A 24,849-nucleotide genomic window follows, 5' to 3' on the forward strand; every position below is an offset into this window, starting at 1 on the left:
GGCTGCTCGACCCCGCGGCGACCGGGCACGACGCGGAGGTGCTGCCGCGGGTGCTCACCGAGCTGATGGGCGACATCGGGATCCCCAACGGCCTCGCCGCCGTCGGCTACGGATCCGACGACGTCGACGACCTGGTGGCCGGCGCGCTGCAGCAGCAGCGGCTGCTGGCCACCGCGCCGAAGGACGTCACCGCCGAGGACCTGGCCGGGATCGTCACCGGCTCGATGGAGCATCGGTGACCCCACCCCCCGATCCCGGCCCAGCGCGACCGGACCGGCCCGGCTCCGGCGCGTCGCGCGCCGTCTTCATCGGCAGCTGCCTGGCCTACGCCGCGGCCTGGGTGCTGGCCTGCGTCCGGCTGCCCGACCGGGTGCCGCTGCACTTCGGCGGCGGCGGCGACGTCGACCGCTGGGGCGGGCGGACCGAGGCGCTGGTGACCTTCGCGGTGCTGGGCCTGGCGATGATCGCGCTCTTCGCCGGTCTGGCCGCCGTCCGGGTGCCCACCTCGATGCTCAACGTGCCGCACAAGGAGTGGTGGACCGCGACCACGGAGCGCGAGGAGCGGATGCGCACGATGATGCGGGAGGACGGGCTGCGGCTGGGGGCGGCCACCCTGCTGCTGCTCACCGCGGTGCTGCTGCTGACGGTGCGAGCCGCCGGGCTGGCCGAGCCGCGGCTCGACGGTTGGTTCGCGGTGGCGCTCGGCCTCTACCTGGCCTACCTGGCCGGTTTCACCCTGCACGCGTTCCGGGTCCGGTACCGCCATGACTGACCCGACGCCCGGCCCGCCCGGACCGCCCCGACCGCTCGCCTCGTCCGCTGCGACACCTGCGGACTCCGCCGAGCTGGTGGCCGCCCTGCGCCGCCACGGCATCGACGCCGACGACTCCCCGTTGACCCGTGCGCTCTACTCCTCCGACGCCTCGATCTATCGGGTGCTCCCTCAGGTGGTGGCCCGCCCGCGGCACCGCGACGACCTCGCGGCCGTGCTCGCCGTGGCCACCGCCGCGTCCGCGCCGGTGACCCTGCGGGGCGCCGGCACCTCGATCGCCGGCAACGCGATCGGCACCGGCATCGTGGTCGACACCCGCGGCCTGGACCGGGTCCTGGAGATCGACCCGGAGGCCCGCACCGCCCGCGTCGAGCCCGGCGTGGTGCACGCCGCGCTGCAGCGCGAGGCCGCCCCGCACGGGTTGCGCTACGGCCCCGACCCGTCCACGCACACCCGCTGCACTCTCGGCGGGATGCTCGGCAACAACGCCTGCGGCTCCCGTGCGCTCGGCTACGGCCGCACCGCCGACACGATGCGGGACGCGACGGTGCTGTGGGGCGACCGCGAGGCCGGCCCCGGCGAGGTCGAGGCCCGGCTGCGCGGGCTGGTCGCCGACGAGCTCGCGCACGTGCGCACCCGGTTCGGCCGGTTCACCCGCCAGGTCAGCGGCTACAGCCTCGAGCACCTCCTCCCCGAGGCGCCGGCCGGAGGCCTGGCCCGGTTCCTGGCCGGGACCGAGGGCACCCTCGGGCTGGTCACCGAGATGACGGTCGCGCTGGTGCCGGAGACCGACCGGCACCTGGTGGTGCTCGGCTATCCCTCGATGGCCGACGCCGCGGACGCCGTACCGGCGCTGTTGGGGGCGGCCGGAGGCGCCGGTGCGGCCGGCGGCCACATGGTCGCCTGCGAGGGACTCGACGCGCGGCTGGCCGACCTGGTCCGCGCCCGGCGGGCGCTGCCCGGACTGCCGCGCGGCCGCGGATGGCTGCTGGTCGAGCTGGCCGGCGACGAGGGTGCGGAGCTGCTGCCCGGCGTGGTCGCGGCGAGCGGGGCGCTGGAGCACCGGGTGGTCACCGACCCGGTCGAGGCGGCCGCGCTGTGGCGGATCCGCGAGGACGGCGCCGGGCTGGCCGCGCGCAGCCTCACCCGGCCCGCCCACGCGGGGTGGGAGGACGCCGCCGTACCGCCGGAGTCCCTGGGCGCGTGGCTGCGCGACTTCGAGGAGCTGCTCGCGGCGCACGGCCTGGACACCGTGCCCTACGGCCACTTCGGCGACGGCTGCGTGCACGCCCGGATCGACTTCGACTTCTCCGACGGCCCGGCCCGGTTCCGGGAGTTCCTGATCGCCTGCGCCACCCGGCTCGCCGACTACGGCGGGTCGCTCTCCGGCGAGCACGGTGACGGCCGGGCCCGCTCCGAGCTGCTCCCGCTGATGTACGAGGCCACCTCGCTGCGGCTCTTCGGGCAGGTCAAGGCCGCCTGCGACCCGGCGGGCCTGCTCAACCCCGGGGTGCTGGTCGACCCGGCGCCGCTCGACGCCGACCTGCGTCCGGTACGGCGCGAGCGCGCCGACCTGGTCTCCCGGCCGACGCTGCGGCTGGCCGAGGACGGCGGCTCCCTGGGCGCGGCCGTGCACCGCTGCACCGGCGTGGGCAAGTGCGTCGCGGCGCCGGGCGTGCTCGCCGGTGTGATGTGCCCGTCGTTCCAGGCCAGCGCACAGGAGAAGGACTCCACCCGGGGCCGGGCGCGGGTGCTGCAGGAGGCGGTGACCGGCGGGCTGTCCGGCGGGCTGGCCGACCCCGCGGTGCACGAGGCGCTCGACCTCTGCCTCTCCTGCAAGGGCTGCGCCTCCGACTGCCCGACCGGGGTGGACATGGCGACGTACAAGTCCGAGGTGCTGCACCAGACCTATCGGGGCCGGCGACGCCCCCGCAGCCACTACACGCTCGGCCGGCTGCCGTTGTGGGCCGCGCTCACCGCCCGCATCGGCGCGTCCGGGCTGGCCAACGCCGGCCTGCGGCTGCGCCCGACCGCGGCGGTGGCCAAGGCGGTGGCCGGGATCGACCGGCGACGGTCGGTGCCGAGGTTCGCGACCACCACGGTGCGCCGCTGGGCGCGCACCGAGGAGATGGGTGGGGTGCAGCCGGATGCGCCGGACGTGTGGCTGTGGGCCGACTCCTTCACCGACCACTTCCGCGACGCCCAGGCCCATGCCGCTCTCCACTACCTCACCGCGGCCGGGCTGCGGGTCCGGGTGATCGACGAGCGGGCCTGCTGCGCGCTGACCTGGGTGACCACCGGCCAGCTCGACCAGGCCCGGCGGATCCTGAGCGGGACGGTCGCCACGCTGGCGCCGTACGTCGACTCCGGGGTACCCGTGATCGGACTGGAGCCGTCCTGCCTGGCGACCCTGCGCGCGGACGCCGCCGAGCTGGTGGCAGAGCCGCAGCGGGCGCGGGCCGAGCGGGTCGCCGGCGGCGTGCTCACGCTGGCCGAGCTGGTGGACCGGCTGGACCTGCCGCTGCCCGACCTGACCGGGGTGCGGGTGGTCGCCCAGCCGCACTGCCACCAGCACGCCGTGATCGGCTGGCACACCGACGAGGCGCTGCTGCGGCGGGCCGGGGCGGAGGTGACCCGGGTGCTTGGCTGCTGCGGGCTGGCCGGCAACTTCGGTGTGGAGCAGGGTCACTACGAGACGTCGGTGGCGGTCGCCGAGACCCACCTGCTGCCGGCGGTGCGCGCGGCGCGGGCCGCCGACGCCCGCACCGTGGTGCTCGCCGACGGCATGTCCTGCGCGATCCAGCTCGACGACCTGGCCGGCGTCGCCTCGGTGCACCTGGCCGAGCTGCTCGCCGAGCCGCCGACGGCCGGTCCGGGAGGTCCGGGAAAGGTGGTCGGCGGCGCCGGCCCGGATACGATCGCGAGGTGAACCCGCGGCACCGTCGACTCGTCATCCCGATCGCGCTGGCCGCCCTGCTGATCGTGGTCGTCGTCTCCGCCGTGCTGAAGTGAGCGCGGGGGTGAGCCGGCGATGAGCAGCACCACCTATCCGCTGGCCGAGGGCCTCGCCGTGGTCCGCGAGCACCTCCTCGACCCGGGCCTGGTCCGCGCCGTCGCCTCCGGTCGGCAGCGGGGGCGCGATGCCCCTCGCTGGCGGCGGGTCGAGCTGCGCTGGGTCGACCTCAAGGCCGGCACCCACCTGCAGGCGGTCGCCTACGACGCCACCCAGGCCCACACGTCGAACCACGCCGCCGGGGAGCCGGCCGGTGCGTACGTGGACGAGCTGCTCGCCGCCGGGTTCGGCAACTGGCACGTCACCACCGACCTGGCCGTGGTCCAGCTGCGGATCACCAAGAAGGGGCTGGCGGTGGTGCACATCGCGGCCGGCACTGGTGCCAGCGCCAGGGCGGGCGCAGCGGCAGCTGAGGGTAACCGTGGCGGACCGGGCGCGAACCGGTCGCACGACCGTGCCAAGCGGCGCCTGCTGCCCGAGGACGACCCGCTCTTCGCCGCGCTCGGACTGGCCGGCAAGGACGGCCGGGTCAAGCCCAGCCGCCAGGCCAAGTACCGCCAGATCGAGGAGTTCGTGGCGCTCCTGGAGGCCGCGATCGCGGACGCCACCGGCAGCGGCCAGCTGCGGACCCCGACCGAGGACGACCCGCTGCGGATCGTCGACCTCGGCTGCGGCAACGGCTACCTCACCTTCGCCGCGCAGCGCTACCTCACCGAGCGGCGCGGGCTGCCGGTCCGGTTGACCGGGGTCGACGTCAAGGACCAGTCGCGCCGGCACAACCAGGCGGTCGCGACCGAGCTGGGCGTCGACGCCGATTTCGTGGTCGGCAGCATCGAGGGTGCCGAGCTGCCGCAGCCGCCCGACATCGTGCTGGCGCTGCACGCCTGCGACACCGCCACCGACGAGGCGCTGGCCCGGGCGGTCGGCTGGCGGGCGCCGCTGGTCCTGGCCGCGCCGTGCTGCCACCACGACATCGCCGCCCAGCTCCGCCGACGGCCGGCACCGGCGCCCTACGCGGCGCTGGTCCGCGACGGCATCCTGCGCGAGCGGTTCGCCGACACCCTCACCGACGCGCTCCGGGCGCTGCTGCTGCGCGGCCACGGCTACCGGGTCGAGGTGGTCGAGTTCGTGGACAGCGCCCACACCCCCCGCAACACGTTGCTGCGAGCGGTCCGCACCGGCGTAACCGACCCGGCAGCCCCGGCCGAGTACGACGAGCTCGTCGCCACCTGGTCCCTCACCCCCCGCCTCGGAGCGCTCCTGGGTGCCGCCGAGAGGTCGGTCAGGGACACGTGAGAGGTCGGTCCCGGACCGCCGAGAGGTCGGTACGACGGACGCGGGCCCTCGAGCGCGGCCTCCTCGTCGCCGCGTTCTGCCTGGTCGGGGTCGGTGCCGTGGCCGGCGCCAGCCGGGCCGAGGAGGGTGCGATGCGCGCGGAGGTCGCGTTCAGCTTCACCGATCCGGCGATCATCGAGTCCAGCGGGCTGGTCGCCGGTGACCTCTTCGTGACCGTGAACGACTCCGGGGACGGGCCGCGGATCTTCACCGTGGACCCGGCCACCGGGGAGACCGTCGGCACCACCACCTGGCAGGGCGAGGCCGTCGACGTCGAGGCGCTGGCACCCGCCGGTCCCGGCGAGGTCTGGGTCGGCGACACCGGGGACAACCTCGCGCGGCGCTCGTCGATCAGCATCACCCGGGTGCCGTTCGGGACCGGCGAGCGGGCCGTGGCCGGCGAACGGTTCGAGCTGGTCTACCCCGACGGCGCGCACGACGCCGAGACGCTGCTGGTGCACCCCGAGACCGGTCAGGTCCTGGTGGTGGTCAAGGAGTTCATCGGCCGGGTCTACGCGGCCCCACGCCGGCTCGACCCGGACGGCCCGAACCGGCTCCGCGAGGTCGGCAGCGCGCTCGGCATCTCCACCGACGGGTCGTTCTGGCCCGACGGGGAGCACCTGATGATCCGCAACTACGGCCAGGCCGCGGTCTACACCTGGCCGGGGCTGGAGCGGCTGGAGACGCTGACCCTGCCGACGCAGGAGCAGGGCGAGGGGCTGGCCGTCTCCGCCGACGGCGAGGTCTACCTGAGCAGCGAGGGCGAGGGCAGCGAGGTGCTGCGGATCGAGCTGCCGAGGGCGCTGCGCGCCGAGCTCGAGGGGGACCCGGCCGCGACCGGACCGTCGCGTGGGCCCGGCGCCGAGGACACCGCCGCCCCCGAGGAGCTGGCACCGCCGGCCGACGACGGCGGCACCGAGTTCGGGTTCGGCGTCAACCCGTGGATCGTCGGCATCGTGGTCGGCGTGATCGGGGTGCTGGTGCTGCTGCGGGCGCTGCGCCCGCGCTGAGGCGGCGCGCCTGCGCTGGGCGGTGCACCACCCGGATGTGGGTGGACCCGGTTAGATGGCAGCGTGGTCCGCCTTCGTCGTACCAGCGCCGAGGACCGCGGCTGGACGCGACGTCGCGCCGGTCGCGGGTGGACCTACCTGGATGCCGACGGCGAGCGGCTGGCGGCCGAGGACGCGCTGCGCTGCAAGGAGCTGGTGATCCCGCCGGCCTGGAGCGACGTGTGGATCTGCCCGTACCCGAACGGCCACCTCCAGGCGGTCGGCACCGACGACGCGGGCCGGCGCCAGTACCTCTACCACCCGGCGTGGGTGGAGAAGCGGTCCGGGGAGAAGTACGACCGGGTGCTCCGGTTCGGCGGACGGCTGCCGCGGGTGCGGGCCCGGGTGGCCGAGGACCTCGCCGGCACCACGGTTACCGAGGAGCAGGCGTGCGCACTGGCGCTCCGGCTGCTCGACCTCGGCTGCTTCCGGATCGGCAACGACGTGTACGCCGCCGAGCACGGGTCGTTCGGCCTGACCACCCTGGAGCGTCGTCACGTGCGGCGCAGCGGGGAGATGCTGGTCTTCGACTTCGTCGGCAAGTCCGGCGTCGAGCACCGGATCGAGGTGGACGACCCCGAGGCGGTCGCCGGTCTCCAGCGGATGCGGCGTCGGCGCACCGCCGGCGATCCCCACCTGCTCGCCTACCGCGAAGGTCGCCGGTGGCGCTCGCTCACCCCCGAGGCGGTCAACGACTACCTGCGCGAGACCAGCGGCGTCGAGGCGTCGGCGAAGGACTTCCGGACCTGGCACGCGACCGTGCGGGCGGCCACCTCGCTGGCCGAGGCACCGGACCAGGAGGCGAGCCCCACCCGCCGCCGGCGTGCCGTGGCGGCGGTGATGCGCGAGGTCGCGGACTACCTGGGCAACAGCGCCACCCTGGCCCGCTCCTCCTACGTCGACCCGCGGGTCGTGGACGCCTACGAGGAGGGACGCACCATCCGTGCCGCCGTCCGCCGGCACCATCCCGACGAGGATGCGCGCCGGCTCGCCCTGGAGCGGGCGACCGCCCGGCTGGTGCGTGGCTCGTGACGGGGCCGCGCGGCACACTGGGTCGCATGGAGATCGAGGTCGTCGAGGGCGACATCACCGCCCAGCAGGTCGACGCGGTGGTCAACGCCGCCAACAGCCGGATGCGCGGAGGCGGCGGTGTGGACGGTGCGATCCACGCCGCCGGCGGGCCTGCGGTGCTCGCCGACTGCGAGCGCCGGTTCCCCGACGGGTTGGCCACCGGTGACGCCGGCTGGACCACGGCCGGGCGGATGTCCGCCCGTTGGGTGATCCATGTCGTCGGTCCGAACCGCAACGCCGGCCAGACCGACCGCGGCCTGCTCACCTCCTGCTACCGCCGTGCGCTCGAGGTCGCCGACGAGATCGGGGCCCGGACCCTGGCCTTTCCCCTGGTCAGCGCCGGGGTCTACGGGTGGCCGAAGGAGGACGCGGTCGATGCCGCCCTGGAGACGCTCCGGGCCACCCCCACGAACGTGGAGATGGCCCGGATGGTGGCGTTCGGGAGGTCGTCGTACCGGCTGATCAGCGACCGGCTGTGACGCGCCCCCGGAGCGTTCAGCCGTTCTCGACGACGTACTCGATGCAGCGGGTCAGCGCCTCCACGTCGGCCGGGTCGACCGCCGGGTACATCGCGATCCGCAGCTGGTTGCGACCGAGCTTGCGGTAGGGCTCGGTGTCGACGATGCCGTTGGCGCGCAGCGTCTTGGCGATCGCCGCGGCGTCGATGGCGTCGTCGAAGTCGATCGTGCCGATCACCAGCGAGCGGTGGCTCGGGTCGGTCACGTACGGCGTCGTGTACGACGTCCGCTCGGCCCACCCGTAGAGCGCGTCGGACGAGGCGGTGGTCCGCTCCACCATCCCCTTGATGCCGCCCTGGCTGTTCATCCAGTCGAGCTGCTCGGCCATCAGGAACAGCGTGGCCACCGACGGCGTGTTGTAGGTCTGGTTCTTCGCGGAGTTGTCGATCGCGGTCGGCAGGTCGAAGAAGGCCGGGACGTGCCGGTCGGAGGCGGCGATCCGGGCGGCCCGGTCCAGCGCGGCCGGCGACATGATCGCGATCCACAGACCACCGTCGGAGGCGAAGCACTTCTGCGGAGCGAAGTAGTAGGCGTCCACCTGGCTCAGGTCGACCGGCAGCCCACCGGCACCGGAGGTCGCGTCGACGAGCACCAGCGAGCCCTCGTCGGCACCGGCCGGGCGGACCACGGGCGCCATCACGGCCGTCGAGGTCTCGTTGTGCGCCCACGCGTAGACGTCGACGCCGGCCTCGGCGACCGGGTCGGGACGCGAGCCCGGGTCGGACTCGAGCACCGACGGGGCCTCCAGCCACGGCGCCGCGGCGGCGGCCTTGGCGAACTTGGAGGAGAACTCGCCGAACGAGAGGTGCTGCGACTTCTGCTCGATCAGGCCGAAGGTGGCGATGTCCCAGAACGCGGTGGCGCCGCCGTTGCCGAGCACCACCTCGTAGCCCTCGGGAAGGTCGAAGAGCGCGGCGAGACCCTCGCGCACCCGGCCGACGGTGTTCTTCACCGGTGCCTGCCGGTGGGAGGTGCCCATCAGCGAGGAGCCGGTGGCGGCCAGCGCGTCGAGGTGGCTGGTCTGGATCTTCGACGGGCCCGCGCCGAAGCGGCCGTCGGCGGGCTTGAGGTCAGCGGGGATCTGCAGGGCGTCGGTCACGGTTCAACCTTCTCATCGTGGTGCGGGAGTGGCACAGGCTGACGACGCTGTCAGAGATGCCCCCAGTGTGACAGTCGGATCACGCCGGTGAAAACGCAGGCTCCAACCTGCGGACGCCGGGCCGGGGACGGCGCCTATGCTGCTCGCGGGGACCGAGCGGGAGGTGTGGATGGAGCTGGAGCTGGCGCAGGTCGGCTACGACCATCCCGACGTCGTCGCGCTCGTCGCCGCCGTCCAGGCCGAGTACGTCGAGCGCTACGGCAGCCCGGACGACGGACCGGTCGACCTCACCGAGTTCGCCGACGGCAACGGACTCTTCCTGCTCGGCCGGATCGACGGGCGACCCGTGGCCACCGGCGCCTGGCGACGCTCCGCGGTGGTGGCGCTGGGCGGTGGGCCCACCGCGGAGCTGAAGCGGATGTACGTCGTCCCCGGACGACGTGGACAGGGGCTCTCCCGACTGGTGCTGGCCGAGCTCGAGCGCACGGCACAGCTGGCGGGCGTCGACGTACTGGTGCTGGAGACGGGGTTGAAGCAGCCGGAGGCGATCGGGCTGTACACCTCGTCGGGCTATCAGCCGGTCCCCGGCTTCGGCCACTACAGCGGCCACGTGCTGTCGCGGTGCTTCGGGAAGCGGATCGCGGCGCAGGACGCCGGGGCAGCCGGGTCGTGAGACGGCCGGGTGCCCTGCGTCAGGCGGTGCGTCAGGCGGTGGGTCAGGCGGTGGGTCGACGCAGCAGGTGATCGGGCAGCGCGGCGCAGGGGAGGTTGTCCGCGGCGGGCACCGGCGCGTCGATCACCCGGCGGACGGGCAGGTGGCCGCCCCAGACGCCGGCAGCGACGTCGCCGTCCTCGTCGACCGGGTCGCCGGCGCGGGCCTTCATCGAGGCCTCCCGCAGCGGCACGGCCAGCACGGCGGTGGCGGCGAGTTCCTTGCGGGTGCTGGCGCGCAGCGTGGCCGAGCGCCCGGGGAGCATGTGGTCCACGATCAGGTCGAGGGCGTGCCGGCGCTCGGCGGCGTCCTCGACCGCGCGGGCGGTGCCGATCACGACCGCCGAGCGGTAGTTCATCGAGTGGTGGAAGGCGGAGCGGCCGGCGACCAACCCGTCCAGTTCGGTCACCGTGACGCAGACGGTCGCCTCCATCGACGAGCGCAGCCAGTGGGCGGCGACCGAGCCGTGCAGATAGAGCGTGCCCTCCGCGTCCGGCCCGTCGGCGTCCACCGCGTAGGCGGTCGGCAGCACCAGGGGGTGGTCGCCGACCTGGACGCCGAGGTGGGCGACCAGGCCGTCGCCGAGGAGCTCGAGGAGCGCGGCGCGGTCGGTCACCGCGCGGTTGCGACCGCGGTTCACCCGGGTGCGGGCGGTCGGCTCGAGCGGGGTGGTCGGTGCTGCGGCGTCCATGGATCGATCGTGGCCTAGGATTGGCTTCGTTGCACGAGCCATTTCTCACCCATTCTGGAAGGCCAATTCCGGTGCTGCCGCTGCGGCTCGACCGTCAGGACCCGCGCCCGCTGGCGAGCCAGCTCGCCGACGGCATCCGCCGGCTGGTCCTCGACGGCGTGCTCGCCGCCGGCGACCGGATGCCCGCCACCCGCCGGCTGGCCGGCGACCTCGACGTGTCGCGGACGGTGGTCGAGCGGGGCTACGACCAGCTGCTCGCCGAGGGCTGGCTGATCGCCCGGACCGGCTCGGGCACCTGGGTGGCCGACGGGCCCGGCGCCTGGGACCCGGCCGGGCCCGATGAGCCCACCCGGCGGCGGGCCGCCGCGGAGCCGCCGCTGGTGATGATGGACGCCGGCACGCCCTGGATCGACCCGCGGCACGAGACGGTCTGGCGCCGCGCCTGGCGCGAGGTCTCCACCGCCACCCCGCCCCGGGGGTACGACGACCCGCGCGGCCTCGCGGACCTGCGCGGCCTGGTCGCCGAACGGCTCGGTCGCACCCGCGGCCTGCGGGTGGACGCCGACCGGGTGCGCATCACCGGCGGCACCGGCGCGGGACTGCGCCACCTGCTCGCCGTGCTCCCCGGAGGACCGGTCGCCGTCGAGGACCCCGGCTACCGTGCCGCCGTCGCCACGGTGCGGGCCGCCGGCCGTGAGGTGCGCGACGTGCCGGCGCTCGAGCCGGTCGCCGACCTCGCCGGCTGCGCGGCGTCGTACCTGACCCCGGCGCACCAGCATCCGCTCGGCCGGGTGATGCCGGCCGCGGACCGGATCTCCGCGCTGGCCGCCGCGCGCGCCGCCGACGCGGTCCTGATCGAGGACGACTACGACTCCGAGTTCCGCTACGACGTCGCCCCGGTGCCCGCGCTGACCTCGCTCGACGGTGACCGGGTCGCCTACCTCGGCACCGCGTCGAAGTCGATCCTCCCGTCGCTGCGGCTGGGCTGGTCCCTCGTCCCCGACCGGCTGCTGGACGCCTTCGACGCCCACCGCGCCCTCACCCACGACGCCCCGCCGTGGCCGGTGCAGCGCGCGATGGTCACCCTGCTCCGTGACGGGTACGTCGACGCCGTGGTGCGCTCGGCCCGCCAGGTCTACGCCGAGCGGGCTCCCCGGGTGCTGGTCGCGCTGGCGCCGTACGCCGAGCTCGCCGGCCCGGTCGCCGGGATGTACTCGACCTGGCTGCTGCCGCACGAGCGGGCGGTGCGGGCGCGCGCCGCGGCCGAGCGGGCCGGCTTCCGGGTGAACCTGCTGCGCGACTACTGCCGCTCCGCCGACCTCAGCGGCCTGGTGGTCGGGTTCGGGGCCCCACCGACGCCGAGCTCGACCGCGCGCTGGCGGTGCTGGTCGGCGCGCTGGGCTGAGCGGGGGTTGCGGGGGTGTGGCGCGCCCCATTCCGATGGGCGCGGATCCGGGCGGATTCCGGACCAATTCGAATGGGGCGCGAGGAGACCCCGGCCCCGTCAGACCGGGACGCGCTCGAGCTGCGGTGCGGAGGAGGCCAGCCGCCCGCGCTGCCACAGCGCGTGGATCACCAGGGCCGCGACCACGGAGCCCAGCACGCCCAGGGCCAGGTCGCCCAGGGTGTCGGCGTAGGCGAACTCGCGCTCGGTGCCGCCGCGGATGAACGCGACGTACTCGGCGAGCTCCCACGCGATCGCGCCGGTGGCCCCGACCGCGAGCGCCCGCTCCACCACCCGTACCCGGCCGGTGGAGCGGTGCAGGGTCAGCAGCACCACGGCCCCGGCGATCAGGCCGGTGTTGACGAAGTGCATCCAGTCGTCGAACCAGACGATCCGGTCGTAGAGGTCCATCCGGTTGCCGAGGATGTCGCTGAAGCAGGTCACCGTCACCATCAGGTCGGCCAACCACGGGAACGACGCGCGGTCCTTCCACACCCACAGCCAGATGGCCGGCACCGCGAAGGCGAGGATCGGGTAGCCGACGGCCCGCGCCTCGGCGGCCTTGTCCTGCAGGTTGGTGCCCTCGGGGTCGATCACGGCGCCGAGCAGCATCCAGACCAGGACGACCTTGGCGCCGACGTCCGCGGCCCGGATCACCGGGGGAGCGGGATAGCGTGCGATGGCGGCCTCGGTCACCGCGTCATCCTCCCAGCAGCCCGGCGCCGTCGGATCACCGGTCGTCGCCGGGGTCGGAGCCGGAGCCGGACGCGGAGCCGGCGGCCTGATCGGTGGCCAGGTCGCTGGCCAGGTCGGCCGCGCCCACCGCCACCTGGGTCACCCGGCGTCCCACCATCTCGGCCACCTCGATCCGGTACTCCTCGACGACCACGTCGTCGCCGACCTCCGGGATCCGGCCGAGCCGCGCCACCACGTAGCCGGCGACCGTCTCGTAGCCGCCGTCCGGCAGCTCGATCCCGGTCTCCTCGTAGAAGTCCTCGATGGTGAGGCCGCCGGGGAGGGTGGTGACGCCGCCGACGGGCACCACGGCGACCGGCTCGTCGTACTCGTCCCGGATGTCGCCGATGATCTCCTCGACCAGGTCCTCGAGGGTGACGATGCCGTCGGTGCCGCCGTACTCGTCGACCACGACGGCGAGGTGGTGGCCGGTCTGCCGCATCGTGGCCACCGAGGGGAGCAGTCGGTTCGTGCTGGGCAGCATCAGGATCTCGCGGCGTACGTCGCCGACCGAGCGGGTGTCGTCGGCACCCACGTCGAGCAGGTCCCGCACGTGCAGCATGCCGACGATGTCGTCGAAGTTCTCCCGGATCACCGGGTACCGCGAGTAGGGCTGGTTGCGCACCTGCTCGGCGGCCGCGGCCAGCGGCTCGTCGGAGTCGATGAAGGCCACCTCGCTGCGCGGGCGCATCACCTCCTTGAGGGTGCGCTTGGTGGCACCGAACAGGTCGGTGAGGATCTGGCGCTCGTCGTCGCCCAGCGACTCGTTGCTGGTGACGATCTCGCGCAGCTCTTCCTTGGTGACCACCTCGCCGGTGGCGTTCGGGTCACCGCCGAGCAGTCGCACCACCGCGTTCGTGGAGGCCGAGAGGAGCCAGATCACCGGCCGCATCAGGGTGGCGAACCGGTCGAGGACAGGTGCGGTCACCAGCGCGAGGCCGGCCGAGCGCTGGAGCGCGATGCGCTTCGGCACCAGCTCGCCCAGGACGAGGGAGAGGTAGGCGATGAGCAGGGTCATCACCACCAGCGCGACGGTGTCGGCGGCATCCGCGCCGAGCCCGAGGTCGACCAGGTACGGCGCCACGTCCGGCGCCAGGGTCGAGCCACCGTAGGCGGCGGAGAAGAAGCCCGCCACGGTCACGCCGATCTGGACGGCGGCCAGGAACCGGTTGGGGTCGCGGGCGACGGCGGCCACGCGGGCGCCGCGACTGCCGCGCTGCTCGAGCTGGTTCACCTGGCTCTCCCGCAGCGAGACCAGGGCGAGCTCGGTCGCGGCGAACACGCCGCCGACCAGGACGAAGACGAGGACCAGGCCGAAGTTGACGAAGGTCTGCGAGTCGATCACCGTTCACCCCCTCCACAGGAGGGCGAACGGTAGGGACTTCGGGACTCATCCATGGCGCGGAGTCTACGGCCAGGCGTTCGTCGTACGTCGATCGTCGGCGAGGTCGCGTCGGCGGCCGGGGTCGCGGGTGTCTGCGCGCCCCATTCCGACGGGCTCGGATCCGGCCGGGATCCGAGCCCGATCGAATGGGGCGCGCCAACGACCGCGAGCCCCGGACCCGCGCGGGGTCCGAGGCTCGCTGGTGGTGGTGCGGGGTCAGTTCGCCCAGTCGTCGTTCCAGCCGTCGATCGCGCTGGCCGGGCGGGTGGCCGGTCCGGCGTAGACGGCCGAGGGGCGGATCAGGCGCCCGGTCCTCTTCTGCTCGAGGATGTGCGCGGACCAGCCGCCGGTGCGGGCGCAGGTGAACATCGAGGTGAACATGTTCGCCGGCACCTGCGCGAAGTCCAGGACGATCGCGGCCCAGAACTCGACGTTGGTCTCCAGGACGCGGTCGGGGCGACGGGCGCGCAGCTCGGCCAGGGCGGCCTGCTCCAGCGCCTCGGCGACCTCGTAGCGCGGGGCGCCGAGCTCCTTCGCGGTCCGGCGCAGCACGCGCGCCCGGGGGTCCTCGGCCCGGTAGACGCGGTGGCCGAAGCCCATCAGGCGCTCGCCGGAGTCGAGCAGCTTCTTCACGTACGCCGCGGCGTCGCCGGTCTTCTCGACCTCCTCGATCATGCCGAGCACGCGGGACGGGGCGCCGCCGTGCAGCGGGCCGCTCATCGCGCCGATCGCACCGGAGAACGCGGCGCCCACGTCGGCACCGGTGGAGGTGATCACCCGGGCGGTGAAGGTGGAGGCGTTCATCCCGTGCTCGGCCGCGGAGGACCAGTACGCGTCGATGGCGTGGGCGTGCGCCGGGTTGGCCTCGCCGCGCCAGCGGATCAGGAACTTCTCGGCGAGCGTCTTGCCCTCGTCGACCAGCTTCTGCGGCACCACCGGCAGATGGATGTCGCGCGCCGACTGGCCGGCGTAGGAGAGCACCATGACGGCGACCCGGGCGAGGTCCTCGCGGGCCTGCTCGTCGGAGATGTCGTAGGTCTGGCCGAAGCCGAAGGCCGGTGCGAGCATCGCGATCGCGGCCTGGACGTCCACCCGGACGTCACCGGTGTGCACCGGCAGGCTGAACGCCTCGGCCGGCGGCAGGCCGGGGGTGAACGAGCCGTCGATCAGCAGGCCCCAGACGTTCTCGAAGGGGACCCGGCCGGCCAGGTCCTCGATGTCGACGCCGCGGTAGCGCAGTGCCGAGCCTTCCTTGTCCGGTTCCGCGATCTGGGTCTCGAAGGCGACGACGCCTTCCAGTCCGTGGTGTACCTCAGGCATCCGGCGACTCCTTCGTCTCGTGATCGGCCCGCCGGCGCGTTCGCGTCGCACGGGGCCGGGATCCAGCGGGCTGCCGCGCCCGGTCGGGCGCGCGGCCGGTTCGACATTCTGCCGCACGCGATATTTTCGGGCACATGTCCGGTCAGGAACAGCCCAGCCACCCCGTCTCCGGAGCCCGCGACAGAGCCGGAACTCCCGCGCCCGCCCGCGACCTCGCCGCCCTGCGGATCGAGTACGGCGCGGCCGGGCTGGTCGGGTCCGACGCCGGAGCGGACCCCTTCGCGCTCTTCGACCGCTGGTTCGAGGAGGTCGCCGAGGCCGGCGTGCACGAGCCCAACGCGATGGTGGTGGCGACCGCGGACGCCGAGGGGCGCCCCTCGGCGCGGACCGTGCTGCTCAAGGGGGTGCGCACGCCGGGTGGCGACGCGCCGGGGGAGGGGTTCGTCTTCTTCACCAACAGCGCCTCGCGCAAGGGCGCCGAGCTCGCCGTGCGGCCGCACTGCGCGTTGCTCTTCGGCTGGTACCCGGTCGAGCGACAGGTCCGGATCGAGGGGAGGCGCTGCCGCTGCCGCGGGCGGAGGTCGACGCCTACTTCGCCTCTCGGCCGCGCGGCTCGCAGATCGGGGCGTGGGCCTCGGCGCAGTCCCAGCCGGTGCCGGACCGGGACGCGCTGGAGCGCGCCTACGCCGACGCCGAGCAGCGGTTCAGCGGCGCCGACGTGCCGACGCCCCCGGCGTGGGGCGGTTACCTGGTCCGGCCGGAGGTCTTCGAGTTCTGGCAGGGGCGGCCCGGCCGGATGCACGACCGGCTGCGGTTCCGGCGCACCGCTTCGGGCTGGGAGCGCGACCGGTTGGCGCCCTAGACCCTGCAATCCATTTGTGAGTGAGTGCTCACTCACTTACCCTGGGCGACGTGTCCCGCCGTGCCTCCCCCCTCTCGCCCGACGAGCGCCGGGAGGCGCTGATCCGGGCCACCCGGCCACTGCTGCACCAGCACGGCCGGGCGGTCACCACCCGCCAGATCGCCGAGGCGGCCGGCGTCGCGGAGGGCACGATCTTCCGGGTCTTCGAGTCCAAGGACGCCCTCGTCGACGCGGCGATCGTGGCCTCGTTCGACGTCTCGGAGTTCGTCCGCCGGCTCGAGGAGATCGATCACGGCCGGCCGCTGCGTGAGCGGATGGTGGCCATGGTGGCCGTCCAGCAGCAGCGGATGCTGGCCGTCTTCCACCTGCTCCGCTCGCTCGGAGAGGTGGGCCCACCCGCCCACCTGCACGACCACCCCGCGGTCGAGGAGGGACGCCGGCGTGCCGACCGGGCGCTGCTCGGCCTGATCGAGCCCGACGCCGCACGACTGCGGCGACCGCCGGACGAGGTGCTGCACCTGATCCGGCTGCTCACCTTCGCCGGCTCGCACGCCGAGATCGCCGACGACCGCCTGCTCACCCCCGAACAGATCGTGGACACCGTGCTCGACGGTGTCCTGCTCGCCGAGAAGGACGACTGATGCTGCTCCGCCTGCTGCGCACCCACCTGCGCCCCTACCGCCGCTGGCTGGCCATCGTGGTGGCGCTCCAGTTCACCGCCACCGTGGCGATGCTCTTCCTGCCCAGTCTCAACGCCGACATCATCGACAACGGCGTGGTCGCCGGCGACAACGGCTACGTGATCCGCGTCGGCGGCGTGATGCTGCTGGTGTCGCTGCTGCAGGCCGCCTGCTCGGTGACCGCCGCCTGGTTCGGTGCCCGCATCGCGATGGGCTTCGGGCGCGACCTGCGCGCCGCCGTCTTCCACCGGGTCGGCAGCTTCTCCGGGCGCGAGGTGATGCGGTTCGGTGCGCCGTCGCTGATCACCCGGTCCACCAACGACGTGCAGCAGGTCCAGATGCTCGCGCTGATGACCTGCACCATGGCGGTCACCATCCCGATCATGATGGTCGGCGGCATCGTGATGGCGATGCGCGAGGACCTCGGGCTCTCCTGGCTGGTCGTGGCCGTGGTGCCGGTCCTCGTGGTCGCGGTCGGGGTGGTGGTGGCCAAGATGGTCCCGTCGTTCCGGCTGGTCCAGGAGCGCCTGGATGGGGTCAACCGGATCCTGCGCGAGCAGATCACCGGCATCCGGGTGGTCCGGGCCTTCGTCCGGGAGCCGCTGGAGACCGAGCGGTTCGCGGACGCCAACGACGCGCTCACCGACGTCTCGCTGCGCGCCGGCCGCTGGATGGCCACGATGTTCCCGCTGGTGATGCTGGTCTCCAACGTCGCCAGCGTCGCGGTGATCTGGTTCGGTGCGCACCGCATCGATGCCGGCGAGATGGAGGTCGGCGCGCTGACCGCCTTCCTCTCCTACCTGATGCAGATCCTGATGAGCGTGATGATGGGTACGTTCATGCTGATGATGGTCCCGCGCTCGGCGGTCTGCGCGGACCGGATCGGCGAGGTGCTCGACACCGACTCCAGCGTGCTGCCGCCGCGCGACCCCACACCGGCCCCGCCGGCCCGCGGCGACCTGGACCTGCGCGGTGTCGGCCTCACCTTCCCCGGCGCCGAGCGACCGGTGCTCAGCGGCGTCGACCTCTCCGCCCGCCCCGGCCAGACCGTGGCCCTGATCGGGTCCACCGGCGCCGGCAAGACCACCCTGGTCAACCTGATCCCGCGGCTGCTCGACGTGACCGAGGGTGCGGTGCTGGTCGACGGCGTGGACGTGCGCGACCTCGACCCGGAGGAGCTGTGGGCGCGGATCGGGCTGATCCCGCAGCGCGGCTACCTCTTCTCCGGCACCGTCGCGGACAACCTGCGCTTCGGCCGGCCCGAGGCCACCGACGAGGACCTGTGGCAGGCGCTGGAGATCGCGCAGGCCGCCGACTTCGTCCGCGCCATGCCGGCCGGTCTGGACACCCCGGTCGCCCAGGGTGGCACCAGCGTCTCCGGCGGCCAGCGGCAGCGCCTGGCCATCGCCCGCGCGCTGGTACGACGCCCGCGGATCTACCTGTTCGACGACGCGTTCTCGGCGCTGGACCTCGCCACGGACGCCCGGCTCCGCGCGGCGCTGGCGCCGCAGACCCGCGACGCCACGGTGCTGGTGGTGGCGCAGCGGATCGCGACCATCCGGGACGCCGACCAGATCCTGGTGCTGGAGGACGGCGCGGTCGTGGGGCGGGGCACCCACGAGGAGCTGATGGCGGGCAATCCGACGTACCGGGAGATCGCGGCGTCGCAGGGCATCGAGGAGGTGGCGGCGTGAGCGCGCACGAGGATGCGACTCCCGTCGAGGGGTCGGCCGGCCAAGGCGGCACCATGAAGGAGACCGAGCGGGTGGTCGCCGGTGGCGGCGGGCCCGGTCGCGGCCCGATGGGCGGCGGCATGGTCGGCCAGAAGGCCGGCGACTTCAAGGCCTCCACCCGACGGCTGATCCGCGGCCTGGCCCCGAGCGGCTCCAGTTGGTGCTGGTCGCGGTGCTCGCGGTCGGGTCGGTGACCCTGATGTCGCTGGGTCCGCGGCTGCTCGGTCACGCCACCGATCTGGTCTTCAACGGCTTCATCGGCTCCCAACTGCCGGCCGGCACCACCAAGGACCAGGCGGTCGCCGCGGCCGAGGCGCGCGGGGACGACGGTGTCGCGGACATGCTCCGCGGACTGGACCTGGTGCCCGGCCGGGGCGTCGAGTTCGACGCCGTCGCGCACGCGCTGATGATCGTCCTGGCCGTCTACGTCGCCGGCTCGCTGCTGGCCTGGCTGCAGGGCTGGGTGGTCAACGGCATCGTCCAGTCCAGCGTCCGCCGGATGCGCTCGGACGTGGAGGACAAGGTCAACCGGCTGCCGCTCTCCTACTTCGACCGGCAGCCGCGCGGTGAGCTGCTCTCCCGCGTCACCAACGACATCGACAACCTGGCGCAGACGCTGCAGCAGACGATGAGCCAGCTGCTCACCGCGCTGCTCACCGTGGTCGCGGTGCTGGCGATGATGCTGTGGATCAGTCCGCTGCTGGCGATGATCGCGGTGGTCTCGGTGCCGGTCTCGATGGTGGTCGCGGGCCGGATCATGAAGCGCTCCCAGCGCGAGTTCATCGACCAGTGGCGCCAGACCGGGCGGCTCAACGCGCACGTCGAGGAGTCGATCTCGGGCCACGCGCTGGTCTCGGTGTTCGGTCGCCGGACCGCCGTCGAGGAGGAGTTCGCCGAGGAGAACGAGTCGCTCTACGGCTCCTCGTGGCGGGCGCAGTTCGTCAGCGGCCTGATCATGCCGGTGATGATGCTCGTCGGGAACCTCAACTACGTGGTGATCGCCGTGGTCGGTGGCCTCCGGGTCACCTCCGGCGCGCTCACCATCGGCGAGGTCCAGGCCTTCATCCAGTACTCCCGGCAGTTCACCCAGCCGCTCACCCAGGTCGCCTCGATGGCCAACCTGCTGCAGTCGGGCGTGGCGTCGGCGGAGCGGGTCTTCGAGCTGCTCGACGCCGAGGAGCAGGTGCCGGACGCGGCCGAGGCGGCCCCGGCCCCGCAGACCCGCGGCGAGGTGGCGTTCGAGGACGTCTCCTTCTCCTACCTGCCCGACGAGCCGCTGATCACCGACCTCTCGCTGGTCGCGCGGCCGGGCCAGACGGTCGCGATCGTCGGACCGACCGGCGCCGGGAAGACCACCCTGGTCAACCTGGTGATGCGGTTCTACGAGCTCGACGCGGGTCGGATCACCCTGGACGGCGTCGACATCACCGCGATGTCGCGGGCGGACCTGCGCGGCAGGATCGGGATGGTGCTCCAGGACGCGTGGCTCTTCGAGGGCACGATCGCGGACAACATTCGCTACGGACGCCCCGAGGCCACCGAGGAGGAGCTGCTCGCGGCCGCGCGGGCGACGTACGTCGATCGCTTCGTGCACTCGCTGCCCGACGGCTACGACACCCGGGTGGACGAGGACGGCTCGAACCTCTCGGCCGGTGAGCGTCAGCTGATCACCATCGCCCGCGCCTTCCTGGCCCAGCCGTCGCTGCTGATCCTGGACGAGGCGACCAGCTCGGTGGACACCCGCACCGAGCTGCTCGTGCAGCACGCGATGGCGGCGCTGCGCACCGACCGGACCTCGTTCGTGATCGCGCACCGGCTCTCCACCATCCGCGACGCCGACCTGATCCTGGTGATGGAGGACGGGCGGATCGTGGAGCAGGGAGGTCACGCCGAGCTGCTCGAGGCCGATGGCCCCTTCGCCCGTCTGCACGCGGCCCAGTTCGCCGCGGCGGTGGTGTGATCGGTCGGGGAAACCCGTTGTCGCACGGCGTCGCACGACCTACCGTTGAGGCACACGGGAAAGGAGGTGATCCGAGGAATGATTTCTCTTTGGACGCGTGAGGTGGCTGCCCGCTAGCAGTCCCGACAGCGCAGAGGAGGGGTGGGATCACCCCCCCGACGCAGTTGTGAACGGTGCTGTTGCGAATCTCCAGCAGTCACCCGACCCGCAGGTGAACCGGGCACGTCCCCCGGTGCGGTCCGCCGGACCACACCTGCGGGTCGTTCATTTTTGCCTCCGCGCCCCGCCCCGCTGCATGCCCCCGGGGTGGCGCGCGCGCCACCGCCCGGCCGCGGGTGTGATGCAGCGCACCGCGGGAGAAAGTTGAGGAATACAACTACCCCTCCATATGGTTGTGATCCTCAACCAATCTTTTCCCGGCGATCCCGGGAGCCCTGGAACGAAAGAGGTGACCTGGATGGCGGCCGCCGTCGAGAACGACGTACCGATGACCCACAGGGAGATCGTGCGCGCGCTGACCGGGCTGTTGCTCGGCATGTTCGTGGCGATGCTCTCGAGCACCGTGGTGAGCAACGCGCTCCCGCGGATCGTGACCGACCTGGAGGGCAGCCAGACCGGCTACACCTGGGTCGTCGTCGCGACGCTCCTCACGATGACCGCCACCACCCCGATCTGGGGCAAGCTGGCGGACCTCTTCCCGAAGAAGATGCTGGTGCAGACCGCGCTGGTGATCTTCTCGGTCGGCTCCCTGCTCGCCGGCCTCGCCCCCAGCATGGGCACCCTGATCGGCGCACGCGCCATCCAGGGCCTCGGCGTCGGCGGCATGACCGCGCTGGTCCAGGTCGTGATCGCCTCGATGGTCACCCCGCGCGAGCGCGGCCGCTACAGCGGCTACATCGGCGCCACCTTCGCCGCCGCCACGGTCAGCGGCCCGCTGCTCGGCGGCCTGATCGTGGACAGCCCGATCGGCTGGCGCGGCACCTTCTTCCTGGCCATTCCGATCGCCGCGGCCGCCTTCATCGTGCTGCAGCGCACCCTGCACCTGCCGACGATCAAGCGCGAGGTCAACATCGACTACGTCGGCGCCACCCTGATCATGGCGGGCGTCAGCGCCCTGCTGATCTGGATCAGCCTCGCCGGCAACAACTTCGACTGGGTCTCGGGCACCTCGGCCGGCCTGGTCGCGGGCGGACTGGCCCTGATCGCGATCGCGCTGTGGGTGGAGGCCCGGGTCGCGGCCGACCCGATCGTCCCGCTGCGCCTCTTCCGGGACCGCACCACCAGCCTGGCCACCGCCGCCTCGGTGATGATCGGCGTGGCGATGTTCGGCGCGACCGTCTACCTCAGCCAGTACTTCCAGCTGGCCCGCGGGATGAGCCCGACCGAGGCCGGCCTGATGTCGATCGCGATGGTCGGCGGCCTGCTCGTCTCCAGCATCCTCAGCGGTCGGATCATCACCCGCACCGGCTTCTGGAAGCGGTGGCTGATCGGCGGCATGGTCTTCGTCGTCCTCGGCTTCTCCCTGCTCGGCACCATCGACGCCGACACGCCGCTCCCGCTGGTCGGCCTCTTCATGGCTCTGGTCGGCATCGGCATCGGCGCGACCATGCAGAACCTGGTGCTGGCGGTGCAGAACAACACCCGCCCGGAGGACATGGGTGCGGCGAGCTCGCTGGTCGCCTTCTTCCGCTCGCTCGGCGGCTCCGCGGGTGTCTCCGCACTCGGCGCCCTGCTGGCCCACCAGGTCACCGACGGCTTCAGCAGCGGGATCCAGCGTCTCGTCGCTGCCGGCCAGATCGACCCGGCCCAGCTGGAGGCGCTGCAGCACTCCAACGGCGACATCCCCGACGTCTCCCAGCTGCCGGCCCCGATCGCCGACGTCTACCAGCACGCCTTCGGTGACGCGATCGGCCACCTGTTCTGGGTCGCCGTCCCGTTCGCGGTGGTGGCGTTCGCCTGCATCATCTTCATCAAGGAGGTGCCGCTGCGCACCAGCCTCGGCCCGACGGTGGCCGAGTCCGAGATGGAGGCCGGCATGGTCGCCACCGGCGAGCCGATCGACTGGCCCGCCTACGAGGAGGGGCCGAACGGCGAGCGGGAGGTCCAGCCCGACGGCCGCGAGGCCGCGACCGGTGCCGTGGCCGTCGAGCAGCGGCGGGACTCCGCCGATGAGTGAGCAGCTCGCGACGATGCGCGCGGGCGGTCGGGTCGCCGTCGTCACCGCTCTCGAGGCCGAGATCGGGGTGCTGATGCGCCGCGCGCGCCGGGTCATCGGCGAGCGGGCCCGGCAGGTGCACGAGGACATCCCCGGGATCGCCTACCTGATGCTCGGCTTCGTGCGGGAGCGGGGCTCGGTCCGGGCCACCGAGATCGGCTTCGCGTTCCACGTGGACAAGGCGGGGGTCAGCCGGCACGTCCAGCAGATGCTCGAGCTCGGGCTCCTGGCCAAGCGTCCCGACCCCGACGACGGCCGCGCCACCCTCCTCTCGGTCACCGCCGAGGCGGAGCGCCGGATGGCGGCGGTCGCCGGGGAGCGCCGCCGCCGCCTCGACGAGCGGCTCGACGACTGGTCGGATGAGACCCTCAACGAGTTCGTCGACCTGCTGGCCCGCTACAACGAGCTGCTCGCCGACGACTGATCGCCGAGGGGTCACCGGCGCACACCCGAAGAGTCGGCGGCGCCGCTCCGAGAGGTCAGCCGAAGCGCTGCGGGTCGATCGCGATCCAGGTGTGCTCGGCCGTGGCGACCAGCCCCGAGTCCTCGCCGTACAGGCTGGCGGCGGTGAGCGCCTTGCGGCCCTCGACGGCCCGCTGCTCGCCGACCACGATGTAACGCTCCCGGGTGGTGGGGAGCCGGTCGATCCGCGCGGTCATCGTGCCGAGCACGCGAGGTTGCTCGAGCAGGTCGGTGGCCCACCCCCCGGGGCAGTCCAGGGCCGCCCAGGTGATCGGCACATCGGACTCGTACGGCGTCCAGGTGGCCGCCACGACCGCGCGACCGCGCGGCGTGGTGGCCGGGCCGGGGAAGATCCGCAGGCCGTCGCCGGGGCGCCGGTCCGGCCCGCAGACGAAGCACTCCGGGAAGACGTGGCGGCGCAGCCCCGGGTAGCCGGCCTCGGCGTCGGCGGCCTCGAGCACGCCGACCGGCGGCACCGGGGTCAGGTCGGACTCGCTGATCACCGCTTCCGCGACCGCGCGGCCGACGTCGTCGGTGAGCCCCCTCCGGGCCCCGGCGCCGGCCGGGGAGTCGTCGATCTCCAACGGGATCTCCAGCGGTGGGGGAGCCGCAGCCGCACCGTGATGGTCGCGTCCCGGGCACCGCCGGGCAGGTGCTGGGCGAGCGCGCCGGCGGTCCAGCCGCCGTTCCCCGAGTGCGGCGGACCCTGGAACCGGCGGGGGATCAGGAGTCGACTCACCCCGCCACCATCTCAGAGAGCCGCCCGGCGGGATGCCGGGGTCGGCATCTGTCGGCCTCGGGTGACAGAATGATTCTCGTGAGCGATCTGATCGACACCACCGAGATGTACCTCCGCACGATCTACGAGCTGATCGAGGAGGGCATCGTCCCGCTGCGTGCGCGGATCGCCGAGCGTCTGCACCAGTCCGGCCCGACGGTCTCCCAGACCGTCGCCCGGATGGAGCGCGACGGCCTGCTCACCGTCGAGGGCGACCGCCACCTCGAGCTGACCGACGACGGCCACCGCCTGGCCACCCGGGTGATGCGCAAGCACCGGCTCGCCGAGCGCCTGCTGACCGACGTGATCGGCCTGGACTGGGAGCTGGTCCACGAGGAGGCGTGCCGCTGGGAGCACGTGATGTCCGAGACCGTCGAGCGTCGCCTCATCGAGCTGCTGGACCACCCGACCGAGTCGCCCTACGGCAACCCGATCCCCGGCCTCGCCGAGCTCGGTCAGGACGCGGTCGGCGAGGACTTCATGACCGACGTGGAGCCGCTCTCGAAGGCCGCCGGCGAGGAGTCCTCGCGCGCGCTGGTCCGCCGCATCTCCGAGGAGATGCAGAAGGACGAGGTGCTGATGAGCGCGATGCGCCGGGTGGGTGCCCTCCCCGACAAGACCGTGACCATCCAGGCCACCGCCGACGGCGTCCTGGTCGGCTCCGGCGGGGAGACCGCCGAGATCTTCCCGGAGGCGGCCGACCACATCTTCGTCAAGAAGCTCTGAGGGCCCTCACCGGCGACCGTCACGGGACGCTGCGAGCAGGGGGAGCCAGTCGCTGGTCCCCGCCTCGACCTTGTGCGTGGCCAGGTCGTCGCCCCGGGTGGTCCCGCGGTTGACGATCACCACCGGCACGCCGAGCTTCGCCGCCCGCCGCACGAACCGCAGGCCGCTCATCACGGTCAGGCTGGAGCCGGCCACCAGCAGGGCGCCGTCCCGCACGGCGAGGTCGTCCACGGCCGCGTAGCAGCGCTCCACCCGCGGCTTCGGCACGTTCTCGCCGAAGAAGACCACGT

General features: G+C 73.3%; 21 protein-coding genes and 2 pseudogenes. 17 read left to right on the plus strand and 6 right to left on the minus strand.

Features of this window, described 5'->3' with window-relative positions; all coding sequences use genetic code 11:
- The first annotated feature begins 38 nt into the window (after positions 1-38).
- From FIV43_RS24095 to FIV43_RS18975, 7 genes are all read left to right on the plus strand, one after another.
- Complete coding sequence (locus tag FIV43_RS24095; protein WP_456237745.1) at positions 39-239, plus strand: hypothetical protein; 201 nt, start codon at positions 39-41, stop codon at positions 237-239.
- Positions 236-772 carry a DUF1648 domain-containing protein gene (locus FIV43_RS18950; RefSeq protein WP_181407589.1) on the plus strand — a complete coding sequence of 179 codons (537 nt, stop codon included), beginning with the start codon at positions 236-238 and terminating at the stop codon, positions 770-772. Before FIV43_RS24095 ends, FIV43_RS18950 begins: the two co-directional genes overlap by 4 nt.
- Complete coding sequence (locus tag FIV43_RS18955) at positions 765-3,701, plus strand: FAD-binding and (Fe-S)-binding domain-containing protein (protein ID WP_141015379.1); 2,937 nt, start codon at positions 765-767, stop codon at positions 3,699-3,701. The genes FIV43_RS18950 and FIV43_RS18955 overlap by 8 nt, the downstream gene beginning before the upstream one ends.
- A gap of 102 nt (positions 3,702-3,803) precedes the next feature.
- The gene (locus tag FIV43_RS18960) at positions 3,804-5,081 is read left to right on the plus strand and encodes an SAM-dependent methyltransferase (RefSeq protein ID WP_141015380.1); all 1,278 of its coding nucleotides are present in this window, start codon (positions 3,804-3,806) and stop codon (positions 5,079-5,081) included.
- Complete coding sequence (locus tag FIV43_RS18965) at positions 5,078-6,130, plus strand: hypothetical protein (RefSeq protein ID WP_141015381.1); 1,053 nt, start codon at positions 5,078-5,080, stop codon at positions 6,128-6,130. Before FIV43_RS18960 ends, FIV43_RS18965 begins: the two co-directional genes overlap by 4 nt.
- A gap of 63 nt (positions 6,131-6,193) precedes the next feature.
- Positions 6,194-7,201 (plus strand): DNA topoisomerase IB, encoded by a 1,008-nt coding sequence (locus FIV43_RS18970; RefSeq protein WP_141015382.1) that lies wholly within the window; start codon positions 6,194-6,196, stop codon positions 7,199-7,201.
- A gap of 26 nt (positions 7,202-7,227) precedes the next feature.
- Entirely contained in the window at positions 7,228-7,719 is a 492-nt protein-coding gene (locus tag FIV43_RS18975) for an O-acetyl-ADP-ribose deacetylase (RefSeq protein WP_141015383.1), read from the plus strand.
- 16 nt (positions 7,720-7,735) lie between these two features.
- Here the strand turns inward: FIV43_RS18975 and serC are convergent, their stop codons facing one another.
- Positions 7,736-8,857, minus strand: a complete 1,122-nt coding sequence (gene serC, locus FIV43_RS18980) for a phosphoserine transaminase (protein WP_141015384.1) — start codon at positions 8,855-8,857, stop codon at positions 7,736-7,738.
- A gap of 136 nt (positions 8,858-8,993) precedes the next feature.
- On the opposite strand from serC, the gene FIV43_RS18985 reads away from it, so the two are divergent.
- On the plus strand, positions 8,994-9,530 hold the full coding sequence (locus tag FIV43_RS18985; protein ID WP_231123535.1) for a GNAT family N-acetyltransferase: 537 nt from the start codon (positions 8,994-8,996) through the stop codon (positions 9,528-9,530).
- Positions 9,531-9,573: 43 nt separating this feature from the next.
- Here FIV43_RS18985 and FIV43_RS18990 read toward each other — a convergent pair whose 3' ends face one another.
- Positions 9,574-10,260: a pyridoxamine 5'-phosphate oxidase family protein gene (locus FIV43_RS18990; RefSeq protein ID WP_141015385.1), complete on the minus strand. Its 687-nt coding sequence runs from the start codon at positions 10,258-10,260 to the stop codon at positions 9,574-9,576.
- Between the two features lie 71 nt (positions 10,261-10,331).
- Between FIV43_RS18990 and FIV43_RS18995 the strand changes: the two genes are divergently transcribed.
- Positions 10,332-11,897, plus strand: coding sequence for an aminotransferase-like domain-containing protein (locus tag FIV43_RS18995; protein ID WP_231123536.1), 1,566 nt, complete (start codon positions 10,332-10,334; stop codon positions 11,895-11,897).
- Positions 11,898-12,434: 537 nt separating this feature from the next.
- Here the strand turns inward: FIV43_RS18995 and FIV43_RS19005 are convergent.
- Together FIV43_RS19005 and FIV43_RS19010 are read right to left on the minus strand one after the other, a co-directional pair.
- Positions 12,435-13,784: a hemolysin family protein gene (locus tag FIV43_RS19005; RefSeq protein WP_231123537.1), complete on the minus strand. Its 1,350-nt coding sequence runs from the start codon at positions 13,782-13,784 to the stop codon at positions 12,435-12,437.
- A gap of 255 nt (positions 13,785-14,039) precedes the next feature.
- Positions 14,040-15,143: a citrate synthase 2 gene (locus FIV43_RS19010; protein WP_141015387.1), complete on the minus strand. Its 1,104-nt coding sequence runs from the start codon at positions 15,141-15,143 to the stop codon at positions 14,040-14,042.
- Between the two features lie 341 nt (positions 15,144-15,484).
- Between FIV43_RS19010 and FIV43_RS23595 the strand changes: the two are divergent.
- From FIV43_RS23595 to FIV43_RS19040, 7 genes and pseudogenes are all read left to right on the plus strand, one after another.
- Positions 15,485-15,640: pseudogene (locus FIV43_RS23595) on the plus strand (pyridoxamine 5'-phosphate oxidase family protein); the annotation flags it as partial.
- 68 nt (positions 15,641-15,708) lie between these two features.
- Positions 15,709-16,005, plus strand: a complete 297-nt coding sequence (locus FIV43_RS23600) for a pyridoxal 5'-phosphate synthase (protein WP_331251078.1) — start codon at positions 15,709-15,711, stop codon at positions 16,003-16,005.
- Between the two features lie 50 nt (positions 16,006-16,055).
- Entirely contained in the window at positions 16,056-16,646 is a 591-nt protein-coding gene (locus FIV43_RS19020; protein ID WP_196780887.1) for a TetR/AcrR family transcriptional regulator, read from the plus strand.
- Entirely contained in the window at positions 16,646-18,379 is a 1,734-nt protein-coding gene (locus FIV43_RS19025) for an ABC transporter ATP-binding protein (protein ID WP_141015388.1), read from the plus strand. The genes FIV43_RS19020 and FIV43_RS19025 overlap by 1 nt, the downstream gene beginning before the upstream one ends.
- A gap of 53 nt (positions 18,380-18,432) precedes the next feature.
- Positions 18,433-20,378, plus strand: a pseudogene (locus FIV43_RS19030) (ABC transporter ATP-binding protein).
- A gap of 457 nt (positions 20,379-20,835) precedes the next feature.
- Positions 20,836-22,554, plus strand: a complete 1,719-nt coding sequence (locus FIV43_RS19035; RefSeq protein WP_231123538.1) for an MDR family MFS transporter — start codon at positions 20,836-20,838, stop codon at positions 22,552-22,554.
- On the plus strand, positions 22,547-23,017 hold the full coding sequence (locus FIV43_RS19040) for a MarR family winged helix-turn-helix transcriptional regulator (RefSeq protein ID WP_231123539.1): 471 nt from the start codon (positions 22,547-22,549) through the stop codon (positions 23,015-23,017). The genes FIV43_RS19035 and FIV43_RS19040 overlap by 8 nt, the downstream gene beginning before the upstream one ends.
- A 55-nt stretch (positions 23,018-23,072) precedes the next feature.
- Here the strand turns inward: FIV43_RS19040 and FIV43_RS19045 are convergent, their stop codons facing one another.
- Positions 23,073-23,639 carry a hypothetical protein gene (locus tag FIV43_RS19045; RefSeq protein ID WP_141015389.1) on the minus strand — a complete coding sequence of 189 codons (567 nt, stop codon included), beginning with the start codon at positions 23,637-23,639 and terminating at the stop codon, positions 23,073-23,075.
- A gap of 233 nt (positions 23,640-23,872) precedes the next feature.
- Here FIV43_RS19045 and FIV43_RS19050 point away from each other — a divergent pair, with 233 nt between their 5' ends.
- Positions 23,873-24,559 (plus strand): metal-dependent transcriptional regulator, encoded by a 687-nt coding sequence (locus FIV43_RS19050; RefSeq protein WP_141015390.1) that lies wholly within the window; start codon positions 23,873-23,875, stop codon positions 24,557-24,559.
- A 6-nt stretch (positions 24,560-24,565) separates the two neighbouring features.
- Here the strand turns inward: FIV43_RS19050 and FIV43_RS23360 are convergent, their stop codons facing one another.
- Positions 24,566-24,847 (minus strand): SIR2 family protein, encoded by a 282-nt coding sequence (locus FIV43_RS23360; protein ID WP_269204040.1) that lies wholly within the window; start codon positions 24,845-24,847, stop codon positions 24,566-24,568.
- Positions 24,848-24,849: the final 2 nt, after the last annotated feature.

The organism is Nocardioides sambongensis (assembly GCF_006494815.1).
Lineage (GTDB): Bacteria > Actinomycetota > Actinomycetes > Propionibacteriales > Nocardioidaceae > Nocardioides > Nocardioides sambongensis.